Origin of the sequence: Streptomyces sp. NPDC050534 (assembly GCF_044457745.1) — a bacterium.
Taxonomy (GTDB): domain Bacteria; phylum Actinomycetota; class Actinomycetes; order Streptomycetales; family Streptomycetaceae; genus Streptomyces.
This window is the reverse complement of record NZ_JBITHF010000017.1, coordinates 64,418-76,355: the sequence shown is the minus strand read 5'-3', so window position 1 is coordinate 76,355 and position 11,938 is coordinate 64,418. Positions and strand designations below refer to the sequence as shown.

The 11,938-nt window shown below is 73.4% G+C and carries 8 protein-coding genes and 1 riboswitch; of the genes, 1 reads left to right on the top strand and 7 read right to left on the bottom strand.

Going from position 1 to position 11,938, the window contains the following annotated elements:
• The first annotated feature begins 30 nt into the window (after positions 1-30).
• Positions 31-759: a ZIP family metal transporter gene (locus tag ACIBN2_RS40350; RefSeq protein ID WP_399142316.1), complete on the top strand. Its 729-nt coding sequence runs from the start codon at positions 31-33 to the stop codon at positions 757-759.
• A 17-nt stretch (positions 760-776) separates the two neighbouring features.
• Here ACIBN2_RS40350 and cobI read toward each other — a convergent pair whose 3' ends face one another.
• The 7 genes from cobI to ACIBN2_RS40315 are packed head-to-tail and all read right to left on the bottom strand — an operon-like array spanning position 777 to position 11,597.
• A complete protein-coding gene (cobI, locus tag ACIBN2_RS40345; protein ID WP_399142314.1) occupies positions 777-1,529 on the bottom strand; it encodes a precorrin-2 C(20)-methyltransferase in 753 nt (250 codons plus the stop codon).
• Complete coding sequence (locus ACIBN2_RS40340; protein ID WP_399142312.1) at positions 1,526-2,884, bottom strand: cobyrinate a,c-diamide synthase; 1,359 nt, start codon at positions 2,882-2,884, stop codon at positions 1,526-1,528. Before ACIBN2_RS40340 ends, cobI begins: the two co-directional genes overlap by 4 nt.
• Positions 2,878-3,477: a cob(I)yrinic acid a,c-diamide adenosyltransferase gene (gene cobO, locus ACIBN2_RS40335; RefSeq protein ID WP_399142310.1), complete on the bottom strand. Its 600-nt coding sequence runs from the start codon at positions 3,475-3,477 to the stop codon at positions 2,878-2,880. The genes ACIBN2_RS40340 and cobO overlap by 7 nt, the downstream gene beginning before the upstream one ends.
• The gene (locus tag ACIBN2_RS40330; RefSeq protein ID WP_399142308.1) at positions 3,477-5,471 is read right to left on the bottom strand and encodes a putative cobaltochelatase; all 1,995 of its coding nucleotides are present in this window, start codon (positions 5,469-5,471) and stop codon (positions 3,477-3,479) included. The genes cobO and ACIBN2_RS40330 overlap by 1 nt, the downstream gene beginning before the upstream one ends.
• Positions 5,468-9,121, bottom strand: a complete 3,654-nt coding sequence (gene cobN, locus ACIBN2_RS40325; protein WP_399142307.1) for a cobaltochelatase subunit CobN — start codon at positions 9,119-9,121, stop codon at positions 5,468-5,470. Before cobN ends, ACIBN2_RS40330 begins: the two co-directional genes overlap by 4 nt.
• Entirely contained in the window at positions 9,118-10,629 is a 1,512-nt protein-coding gene (locus tag ACIBN2_RS40320; RefSeq protein WP_399142306.1) for a cobyric acid synthase, read from the bottom strand. The genes cobN and ACIBN2_RS40320 overlap by 4 nt, the downstream gene beginning before the upstream one ends.
• Entirely contained in the window at positions 10,626-11,597 is a 972-nt protein-coding gene (locus ACIBN2_RS40315; RefSeq protein ID WP_399142304.1) for a cobalamin biosynthesis protein, read from the bottom strand. Before ACIBN2_RS40315 ends, ACIBN2_RS40320 begins: the two co-directional genes overlap by 4 nt.
• Before the next feature lie 129 nt (positions 11,598-11,726).
• Positions 11,727-11,869, bottom strand: a riboswitch (cobalamin riboswitch).
• Positions 11,870-11,938: the final 69 nt, after the last annotated feature.

The window sequence follows — 11,938 nt, the reverse complement described above, 5'->3', positions numbered from 1 at the left end:
GAACGGCCGTTGATCGGATAACAAAGCCCCATGGCGGTCTTCGTCGCGCTCGGCGCGTTCCTGATGACGCTGGCCGGCGGCTGGACGGCACAGCGTGTGACCGACCGCCGCCATCTGGTCCTGGGACTGGCCGGCGGACTGATGCTCGGTGTGGTGGGCCTGGATCTGCTGCCGGAGGCCCTGAAGGCGGCCGGCGGCGAGGTCTTCGGCGTACCGGCGGCCCTGCTCCTGTTCGTGGCCGGCTTCCTGCTGGCCCATCTGGTGGAGCGGCTGCTGGCCGCCCGCCAGGCCTCGCACGGCGGCGAGGAGAGCAACGGCCGGGTGCCGGAGGTGGGTCTCACGGCGGCCGCGGCGATGGTCGGTCACAGCGCCATGGACGGTGTGGCGATCGGCGCGGCCTTCCAGGTCGGCGGCGGCATGGGCACGGCGGTCGCGCTGGCCGTGGTCGCCCACGACTTCGCGGACGGATTCAACACGTACACGATCACGAGCCTGTACGGGAACGACCGACGCAAGGCGCTGACCATGTTGTTCGCGGACGCGGCGGCGCCGGTCGTGGGTGCCGCCTCGACCGCCTTCGTCTCCATCCCGGAGGGCCTGCTCGGCGGCTATCTCGCACTCTTCGGCGGCGTACTGCTCTACCTCGCCGCCGCCGAGATCCTGCCCGAGGCGCACCATGAACACCCCGCCCGCTCCACGCTGCTGTGCACGATCGCGGGCGTGCTGTTCATCTGGCTGGTGGTGGGCCTCGCCGGCTGAGAGCCCTCGGCGGGAGGTCACAACTTGCCGCCCCGCCCGCCGTCACGCCGCGCGGGCGCGATGAGCGTGGAGAGGTACGGCAGCGCGGCGCCGTCGAGCTCGGCGGCCGGCCGGATCGACTCGGCCTCGAGGCCGAGCGCCGAACCCCATACGGCGTCGTCGATGCGCCCGGTCTCGCGCAGCGCCTCGGCGACCTCGGCGGCCTGCCGGCCGAACTTGTAGGCCACGACGGTGCCCGGCCCGGCCAGGGCGTCCTTCAGCACGGCGGCCCCAGCGGTGACGGGCACCAGGGTGAGCGGCTCGGTGCCCTCGGTGAGGACGGCCCCGGACCGCGCCGCCAGATCCTGCATGGCGGTGATCCCGGGCACGGTCTCCACCGCGGTCCCCGGCACCAGCCCGGCGATGGTGTGGGCGAGATAGGTGAAGGTCGAGTACACGTTGGGGTCGCCGATGGTGGCGAACGCGACGGTGCCGCGCTCCCGGAGCAGCTCGGCGACCCGCGCACCGGCCGCGTCCCAGGCGGCCTCGCGCCGGGCGTGGTCGCTCCGCTCGTTGAGCGCGAACACCACCCGGACGACCTTCTCCCCGGGCACGTAGTGCAGCACGGTGGCCTCGGCCCGCCCGCGCTCGCCGCCGTCCTTCCCATCAGGTGCAGCCATGACGGGTACGACGACGACGGCGGCGGCCCGCAGGGCGTTGACCCCCTTGACGGTCACCAGCTCGGGGTCGCCCGGGCCCACCCCGACTCCGATCAGCCTGCTGCTGCTCATGACGTCCGGCACCTCTCCACGAACCGACGGGCGACACCGGGCTCGGACGCCCAGTGCGTGTGCAGGTAACTCGCGTGCACACCTTGCTGTACGAAACCTTCGAGCCGCCGTTCAGGGGCGCGCACACCCCAGGCGGGAGCCGTCCCCGCCCCCGGCTCGACGACCGTGCGGTGGAACTCGTGCCCCCGCATCCGGGTCCCGGCGGGCGCCAGCGCACTGTCGCCGACGGCGACGGCGTCCCGGTACCCGAGAGTGAGCCGCTCCGACATCCGCGCCCGCGCGTCGATCACCCCGCACATGGGCAGCCCGTCCAGCTCCCGGCACAGGTACAGCAGCCCGGCGCACTCGGCGGCGACGGGAGCGCCGCTCTCTGCGAGGCTTGCGACGGCTTTGCGCAGGTTTTCGTTGGCGGACAGCTCGGGGGCGTACACCTCGGGGAAACCGCCCCCGATGACCAACCCGCGTGTGCCGTCGGGCAGTCGCTCGTCACGGAGGGGGTCGAAGACGACGACTTCGGCTCCGGCGGCGGCGAGCAGCTCGGCGTGCTCGGCATAGGAGAACGTGAACGCACTTCCGCCGGCGACGGCAATTCTCAGCCCGTCCGTGGACGCGGCCCCCAGGGCGTCAGCCGCATCCCAGCCCGCACACGACAACGCACCCGCACTCCGCGCCAGCCCCATCAGCGCTTCGAGATCGCATCCCCGCTCCACCTGCGCCCGCATCGCCTCCACGGCCTCCACCGCCGCGGCGTGCCGCTCCGCGACCGGTACCAGTCCCAGGTGCCGTGACGGCGTCTCCACCGGCGCGGCCCGCCGCAACACCCCCAGCACCGGCACCCCGGCCGAGTCCAGCGCCTCCCGCAGAAGCGCCTCGTGCCGGTCGGACGCCACCTTGTTCAGGATCACGCCGCCGACCCGCACCTCCGGGTCCCAGGAGGCGAACCCGTGCACGAGCGCCGCAACCGACCGCGACTGCGAGGACGCGTCCACGACGAGCACGACGGGCGCCCGCAGCAGCTTGGCGACGTGGGCGGTCGAGGCCAGTTCGCCTTCCCCGGCCGCCCCGTCGAACATCCCCATCACGCCCTCGACGACGGCGACGTCGCACCCGCGCGCCCCGTGCGCGAAGAGCGGCCCGACCAGCTCCGGCCCGCACAGGTACGCGTCGAGGTTCCGTCCCGTGCGTCCGGTGGCGAGCGCGTGATACCCGGGGTCGATGTAGTCCGGCCCGACCTTGTGCGGGGACACGGCGAGCCCCCGTGCGGCGAACGCGGCCATCAGACCCGTGGCGACGGTGGTCTTGCCGCTGCCGGACGACGGCGCGGCAATGACCAGCCGGGGAACCGCAGTCACCACTCGATGCCCCTCTGACCCTTCTGGCCCGTGTCCATGGGGTGCTTGACCTTGGACATGTCGGTCACGAGGTCGGCGAAGCCGACGAGCTTCTCGGGCGCGTTCCGCCCGGTGATCACCACATGCTGGGTCCCGGGCCGGTTCCGCAGCACGTCGACCACCTCGTCCGTGTCGACCCACCCCCAGTGCATCGGGTAGGCGAACTCGTCGAGCACGTACAGCTTGTACGTCTCGGCGGCCAGGTCCCGCTTGACCTGCTCCCAGCCCTCCCGGGCCTTCTCCTCGTTGTCCAGCTGCTCGTCGCGCTGCACCCACGACCAGCCCTCGCCCATCTTGTGCCAGTCGACGGTGCCGCCCTCGCCGGAGGCGCCGAGCACCCGCAGCGCGTTCTCCTCGCCGACCTTCCACTTGGCCGACTTCACGAACTGGAACACCCCGATCGGCCACCCCTGGTTCCAGGCCCGCAGCGCGAGCCCGAAGGCGGCGGTGGACTTGCCCTTCCCGATCCCGGTGTGCACGACGACCAGAGGCCGGTTACGGCGCTGACGGGTCGTCAGTCCGTCGTCCGGCACGACACTCGGCTGCCCCTGCGGCATTACGCGGCCCTCCTCGATGTCCCCTGCACATCCCTCACCAGCCCGGCGATCGAGTCAGCCCGCAGCTCGTCCAGCGACACCGCGGTGCCGCCGAGCTCACCCGCGAGCTGCCCTGCGAGCCCCAGCCGTACCGGCCCCGACTCGCAGTCGACCACCACCGAGGCGGTTCCGTCGGCCGCGAACAGCCGAGCCGCCCGCCCCGCGAGCGCGACCGGCTCGGGTCCGCCCGTGGCACGCCCGTCGGTCACGAGGACGACCAGCGCCCGGCGCGCCGGATCCCTGAGCCGCTCCACCCGCAGCACGTCGTGCGCGCGCAGCAGCCCGGCGGCGAGCGGTGTCCGCCCACCCGTCGGCAGCGACTCCAGCCGGGCCGCGGCCGCGTCCACGGAGGAGGTCGGGGGCAGCGCCACCTCGGCGGCCGTGCCGCGGAACGTCACCAGCCCCACCTTGTCCCGCCGCTGGTACGCGTCCAGCAGCAGCGACAGCACGGCCCCCTTCACGGCGCTCATCCGCTGCCGCGCCGCCATCGACCCGGAGGCGTCCACCACGAACAGCACGAGGTTGCCCTCGCGCCCCTCGCGGGTCGCCTGCCGCAGGTCGTCGCGCCGGACCACCAGCCCGCGACCGGAGCGTCCGCGTGCCCGCTGGTGCGGCGCCGCGGCCTGCACGGTCGCCGCCAGGTGCAGCTTGGTGAGGGCGCCTCGAGGCCGCCTGGCCCCCGTCGTGCGCCCGTGCTCGGTCCGCGCCCGGGAACGCCGCCCCGCGGCGCCCTCTCCGATCCCCGGCACGCTCAGCACCTTGGTCCGGAAGGGCTCGGAGGCGCGTACGGCGGACTGCTCCCCGGCACCGGAGGGCTGCGGCGCGCCGTCCTCGCCGGCCTCGGGACGGGCACCGGTGTCCCCGCCCTGCGGCCCCTCGTCCGGCGCCGGCTGCCCGCCGCCCCCGCCGGGACCGCCGTCCGGACCCGGGTCGTCGTCCTCCGGCCCGGCGAACTCCTCCAGCGTCTCGTCCAGCTTGTCCTCGTCCAGGCCCGGCGCGTCGAAGGGGTTGCGGCGGCGCCGGTGCGGCAGCGCGAGCAGCGCGGCCTGCCGTACGTCCTCGGCGAGCACCTCGGTACGCCCGGCCCAGGCCGCCAGCGCGGTGGCCGTTCGGGCCATCACGATGTCGGCGCGCATGCCGTCCACCTCGAAGGCGGCGCAGGTCGCCGCGATCTGCCGGAGCGCCCCGTCGCCCAGCCGCACCGACGGCAGCAACTCCCTTGCCGCGACGATGCGTTGACGTACCGAGGCTTCCTCGGCGGCCCAGCGGACCGCGAAACCGGCCGGATCGTCGTCGTAGGCGAGCCTGCGCCGTACCACCTCGACCCGCTGGTCCGGCTCCCGCGAGGCCGCGACCTCCACGGTCAGCCCGAACCGGTCGAGCAACTGCGGCCGCAGCTCGCCCTCTTCGGGGTTCATGGTGCCGACGAGCAGGAAGCGGGCGGCGTGCCGCACGGAGACGCCCTCGCGCTCGACGTACGAGGCGCCCATCGCGGCGGCGTCCAGCAGCAGGTCGACCAGGTGGTCGTGGAGGAGGTTGACCTCGTCGACGTAGAGGATGCCGCGGTGCGCGTCGGCGAGCAGGCCGGGCTCGAAGGCCTTCACGCCCTCCGCCAGCGCCCGCTCGATGTCCAGGGCGCCGACCAGACGGTCCTCCGAGGCGCCGACCGGCAGTTCGACCATCCGCGCCGCACGCGTCTCGAACGCGCCCGGCTCGTGCGGACCGTCCGGGCACGCCGGGTCGGGGGCGGCGGGATCGCAGGAGAAGCGGCATCCGGAGACCACGTCGAGGTGCGGCAATAGCGCCGAAAGGGCGCGCACGGCCGTCGACTTGGCGGTGCCCTTCTCGCCGCGCACCAGCACGCCGCCGACCGCCGGGGAGACGGCGTTCAGCAGCAGCGCGAGCCGCAGGTCGTCCTGCCCGACGACGGCCGTAAAGGGGAACGGGGTGGTCACTGGTCGCCCTCCAAGTCGCCTTCCAGCTCCAGATACGTGGCGCGCAGCCGCTCCAGCGTCTCCGCGTCCGGTTCGGCCCAGAGCCCCCGGTCCGCGGCCTCCAGCAGCCGTTCGGTGATCCCGCGCAGCGCCCACGGGTTGGACTTCTTCATGAACTCCTGGTTCTCCGGGGCGAAGACGTACTCTGCGCTGAGCTTCTCGTACATCCAGTCGTCGACGACCCCGGCCGTCGCGTCGTACCCGAAGAGGTAGTCGACGGTCGCCGCCATCTCGAAGGCGCCCTTGTAGCCGTGCCGCCGCATCGCCGCCATCCAGCGCGGGTTGACCACGCGCGCCCGGAAGACGCGGTGCGTCTCCTCGCCGAGCGTGCGGGTCTTCACCTGGTCGGGGGTGGCGGAGTCGCCGACGTACGCCTCGGGGCTCTCGCCCGTCAGATGGCGCACCATGGCGACCATGCCGCCGTGGTACTGGAAGTAGTCGTCGGCGTCGACGAGGTCGTGCTCGCGGGTGTCGACGTTCTTGGCGGCGACCGCGATCCGCCGGAACGCGGTCTCCATGTCCCCGCGCGCGGCCCGCCCGTCGAGCCCGCGCCCGTAGGCGTAGCCGCCCCACACCGCGTAGACCTCGGCGAGGTCGGCGTCGGAGCGCCAGTTGCGGGCGTCGATCAGGGGCAGCAGACCGGCGCCGTACGCGCCCGGCTTGGAGCCGAAGACACGGGCCGTCGCGCGCCGCCGGTCGCCGTGCTCGGCGGTGTCCTGGTCGGCGTGCGCCTTCACGAAGTTGTGCTCGGCGGCCTCGTCCAGCTCCGCCACCTCGCGCACCGCGTCGTCGATCAGCCCGACGACGTGCGGGAAGGCGTCCCGGAAGAAGCCGGAGATACGGACCGTGACGTCGATGCGGGGTCGGCCGAGCTCCTCCAGCGGGACGACCTCGAAGCCGGTGACCCGGCGCGAGGCGTCGTCCCACACCGGCCGGCAGCCCAGCAACGCCAGGATCTCGGCGATGTCGTCGCCCTGGGTGCGCATCGCGGACGTGCCCCAGACCGTGAGGCCGACGGACTTCGGGTACTCGCCGGTGTCCTGCAGATACCGCTGCACCAGGGAGTCGGCGAGCGACTGCCCGACCTCCCAACTCAGCCTGGAGGGAATGGCCTTGGGGTCGACCGAGTAGAAGTTGCGGCCGGTCGGCAGGACGTTGACCAGACCGCGGGTGGGGGAGCCGGACGGGCCGGCGGGGACGTAACCGCCGTCGAGCGCCTTGAGGATGTGGCCGATCTCGTCGGTGGTGCGGGCGAGCCGCGGCACGACCTCGGCACAGGCGAACTCCAGCACCGCGACCGCGTCCGGGAGTTCGGTGCCGACGACGTCACGGACGAGGGCCGGAACCGCGGCCGCGGCCCACTCCCGCTCCTCCATCCCCTCCGCCAACCGCCGGCACAGCTGCTCCAGCAGGTCGATCGCGTCGGCGGCCGAACGGGACGGCCCCTCGACGAGGTCCGTCAGCTCCACCGGCGCCTTCACCGGCGCGCCCGGCTCGGCCAGCAACTCCTTCTCCACCAGCCCGAAATGGGCGGCCAGCGAAGCCCTGAGCCCCGGCAGCGCGTTGGCCTGCCCGCCCCACACCTGCGAGGCGCGCAGCACGGCGAGCACGAGGTTCACGCGCGGCTCGCCGACCGGGCCGCCGCCCAGGATGTGCAGGCCGTCGCGGATCTGCACGTCCTTGATCTCGCACAGATAGCCGTCGATGTGCATGACGAACGAGTCGAACTCGCCGTCGTCCGGCTGCTCGTCCACGTGCAGGTCGTGATGGAGCTCGGCCGCCTTGACCAGGGTCCAGATCTGCGCGCGCACCGCCGGGGCCTTCGTCGGGTCCAGGTCGGAGACGAGCGCGTACTCGTCGAGCAGCTGCTCCAGCTTGGCCAGGTCACCGTAGGTGTCGGCCCGCGCCATCGGCGGTACGAGGTGGTCGACGACCGTGGCGTGCCCGCGCCGCTTGGCCTGGGTGCCCTCACCGGGGTCGTTGACGATGAACGGGTAGATCAGGGGCAGTTCGCCGAGCACGGCGTCCGGCGCGCAGCCGCGGCCGAGCCCGAGTCCCTTGCCGGGCAGCCACTCCATCGTGCCGTGCTTGCCCATGTGGACGACGGCGTCGGCGCCGAAACTGTTCTCCAGCCAGCGGTAGGCCGCCATGTAGTGGTGCGACGGCGGCATGTCGGGGTCGTGGTAGATCGCGATCGGGTTCTCGCCGAAGCCGCGCGGCGGCTGGATCATCACGACGACGTTCCCGAACCGGAGGGAGGCGAGCACGATGTCCTCCCCGTCGACGTACAGCGAGCCCGGCGGCTCGCCCCACGCCTCGGTCATCGCGTCTCTCAGCCCGGGGTCGAGCTTCTCGAACCACGCCCGGTAGTCGGCGAGCGGGACGCGCGCGGGCGCCGACGCGAGCTGGTCCTCGGTCAGCCACTCGACGTCGTGCCCGCCCGCCTCGATGAGCCGGTGGATCAACTCGTCGCCGTTGTCGGGGTAGTCGGTGACCCCGTATCCGGCGTCCTTGAGCGCGTCCAGGACGCGCACCGCCGACGCGGGCGTGTCCAGGCCGACCGCGTTGCCGACCCGGGAGTGCTTGGTCGGGTAGGCGGTGAAGACGAGCGCGAGCTTCTTCCCGGCGTTCGGCCTGTGCCTCAACTCCGCGTGCCGTACGGCGATCCCGGCGACCCGCGCGGCCCGCTCCGGGTCGGCCACGTACACGGGCACGTCGTCCGGGCCCTGCTCCTTGAAGGAGAACGGGACGGTGACGAGCCGCCCGTCGAACTCCGGGATCGCGACCTGCATCGCCGCGTCCATGGGGGACAGGGCGGCGTCGGACGCCTCCCAGGCGGCCCGCGACGAGGTGAGGCAGAGCCCCTGCAGCACAGGGACGTCGAGGTCGGCGAGCGCCCCGATGTCCCACGCCTCTTCGTCGCCACCCGCCGACGCCTGCGAGGCGTGGGTGCCGCCCGCGGCGAGGACGGTGGCGACCAGGGTGTCGGCCTTCGCCAGCAGCTCGTACAGGCCCGCGTCCGCGCAGCGCAGCGAACCGCAGTACACGGGAAGGGCGTTGGCGCCGCGCGCCTCGACCGCGTCGCACAGGGTGTCCACGAAGGCGGTGTTGCCGCTCAGTTCGTGGGCCCGGTAGAAGAGCACGCCGACGGTCGGCCGTCCCTCGACGCGCGGACGCTCGCCGTGGACGCCGTACTCGGGCATCTTCTGCGGCTCGACGAACCCCTCGCCCGTCAGCAGCACGGTGTCGGAGAGGAACCGGGCGAGCTCGGTGAGGTTGGCGGGCCCGCCCTCGACGAGGTACTTCAGCGCCTCGGCCACCACACCGGCGGGCACGGACGACTCGGCCATCAACTCCGCGTCCGGGACGGCCTCTCCGCCGAGCAGCACGGTCGGCACGCCGGACGCCCTCAGCGCCGCGAGCCCGTCCTCCCAGGCCCGCTTCCCGCCGAGCAGCCGTACGACGGCGATGTCGGCGCCCGCGAGGAGGCCGGGCAGCTCCTCGGCCACATCCACCCGGGTGGGGTTGCCGATCCGGTACGAGGCACCGGACGCGGCCCGCGCGGCCAGCAGATCCGTGTCGGCGGTCGACAACAACAACACTGTGCTCATGCGGGTGCTCCCGGTGGAATGAAGGGCAGTCCTTGCGGCGCGCCGGACTCGATGAGCCGCCACAGCGCGTCCGTGTCCGCGTGTTCTTCGATCAGGTCGCCGAGCCGGTCGAGCTGCTGCTCGCGCAGCGCGGCGAACGAGGTGTCGGGGGCCGGCACGAACCGGCGGCCCGCGGCGGCCGCCACCTCGCGCAGGAAGGCCCGCCGGAACCCGTCCGACTCCAGCGAACCGTGCCAGTGCGTGCCCCAGGTCTCGCCGACCCGGCAGCCGTCGAGGAAGGGATCCCCGCCCTCCACCGAGGCGACCCCGTGATGGATCTCGTACCCCTCGACCCGCTCGCCGAGGGCCTCCCCGGACGGACGGGTCAGGGTCTTCTCGCGGGCGAACCGCACCCGCACGGGCAGGACTCCGAGCCCGGGGACCGCACCGGCCCTCGACTCGACCTCGTCCTCGATGTGCTCGCCGAGAATCTGGAAGCCGCCGCAGATGCCCAGGACGGGCCGCTGTTCGGCGGCCCTGCGCTCCAGGGCGTCGGCAAGACCGCGCTCCCGCAGCCACTCCAGTGCGCGCACGGTCCCGCGCGTGCCCGGGACCACCACCAGGTCGGCGTCGGCCAGTTCCTCCGGCCGGTCCACGAAGCGCACCACGACGCCGGGTTCGGCGGCCAGCGCGTCCGCGTCGGTGAAGTTGGACATCAGCGGGACCGCGCACACCGCGACCCGCAGCACGTCCGCGCCGACCGGGGGAGCGGTGTTCGACTCCCGCACGGTCCCGCGCAGCGAGACCCGCAGCCCGTCCTCCTCGTCGATCCCGAGCCCGTGCCGGAAGGGCAGCACGCCGTACGTCCGCCGCCCGGTGAGACCGTGCAGCATGTCGAGCCCGGGCTCCAGCAGACTCACGTCGCCCCGGAACTTGTTGACGAGGAACCCGGCGACGAGCTCCTGGTCCTCGGACGAGAGCAGCGCGACGGTCCCGAAGAAGGACGCGAAGACGCCGCCGCGGTCGATGTCGCCGACGACGAGCACGGGGAGCCGTGCGTTGCGCGCGATCCCCATGTTCACGATGTCGGTACGGCGCAGATTGATTTCGGCGGGGCTGCCGGCCCCCTCACAGATCACCGCGTCATACGTGCCCCGCAACTCGGCGAGGCAGTCGAGAACGGTCCCGAGCAGTCGCTGCTGCCGCCCGCCGTGGTACCCGCGCGCACTGAGCTCGCCCACCGGCTTGCCCAGCAGCACGACCTGACTGCTCTGCTCACCGCCCGGCTTCAGCAGCACGGGGTTCATGAGCGCGGTCGGCTCGACCCGGCACGCCTGCGCCTGCATGGCCTGCGCCCGCCCGATCTCGGCGCCCTCGCGCGTCACGAACGAGTTCAGCGACATGTTCTGCGCCTTGAAGGGGGCGACCTTGACCCCCTGGCGCACCAGCCAGCGGCAGATCCCGGCGGTCACGACACTCTTGCCGGCGTCCGAGGTGGTGCCGGCTACCAGAAGCCCACCGCCGCTCATGACGCACGCTCCCATCGCCGTGCCGGGCGCCGTGCGGCCCGCCCCCGCAGCAGCGCCCCCGCGGCCCCGGCCCCGAGTGCCAGCCACCCGACCCGCCGGGACAGCCGAACGGCTCGCTCGATGTCCCCGAACTCCACGGCCCGCCCTTCACTGTTGAGTACCGGCCGATGCTCCACACGCCCCCCGTACGACAACGTCCCGCCGAGCCGCACTCCGAGCGCCCCCGCGAACGAGGCCTCCACGGGCCCGGCGTTGGGGCTCGGGTGCCTGCCCGCGTCGGCGCGCCAGGCGCGCACCGCCCCGCGGGGATCGCCTCCGGCGACCGTCGCCAGTACGGCTGTCAGCCGCGCTCCCGGCCATCCGGCGACGTCGTCCAGACGGGCGGAAGCCCACCCGTACCGCCGGTACTTGGGCGACCTGTGCCCCACCATGGCGTCGAGCGTGTTGACGGCCCGGAACCCGACCAGCCCCGGCACCCCGCCGACGGCGCCCCACACCAGCGCCCCCACCAAGGCGTCGGAGGTGTTCTCCGCGACGGACTCGACGACGGCCCGGGCGATCCCGCCGGCGTCGAGCGCCTGCGGATCCCGCCCGCACAGATGCGGCAGCCGCGCCCGCGCGGCCTCCACGTCCCCGGCCTCCAGGGCCCGGCGGACGGTGCGGGCCTCACGCGCGAGAGACGTACCGCCGACCACGGCCCAGGTGGCGGCGGCGGTCAGCGCGACGGAGGCGGCACGGGAGGGACGCAGACAGGACTCCGCCAAGGCACCGAGCGTCACGGCGCTTCCGGCGCACACGGCGGTGTGCAGCGCGCCCCACCCGCGGTGGTCCCGCCACAACACCTTCTCCACGGCAGCCGCGGCCCGCCCGAAGCCGGCGACCGGATGCCCGCGGCGCGGATCGCCGAGGAGGTGGTCACCGAGGAGTCCGGCGGCGGCGCCGTACGCGAAGACGCGACCGGCACGCATCGGCTCAGCCGGCCGAGGGGAGGAACAGACTTCGGGCGTTGGGTCCGGGGGCCGGTGGGCAGGCCCCGGAGGCCCTCAACAGGCAGCCGCGCATGGCGATATGTCCTCACTCAGGGTGTCCGCGCCCTGGTTCGACGAGACCGGCGGTGAGAGTTCCTGGCTCCCGGGGCTACCTACCCCGGTGACAGTGGCGGGACCGCGCCGGACTTTCACCGGCTTCCTCTCGCGCCGCCGTACATGGCCTCGGCAGTCCACCACGCGCCCGAACGGCAGTCAACTTGCTGTTGACCTGCGGCGGGGGAGTGTGCTGAGGCCCACAGGGCGCGAGCGTGGGCCGGTTT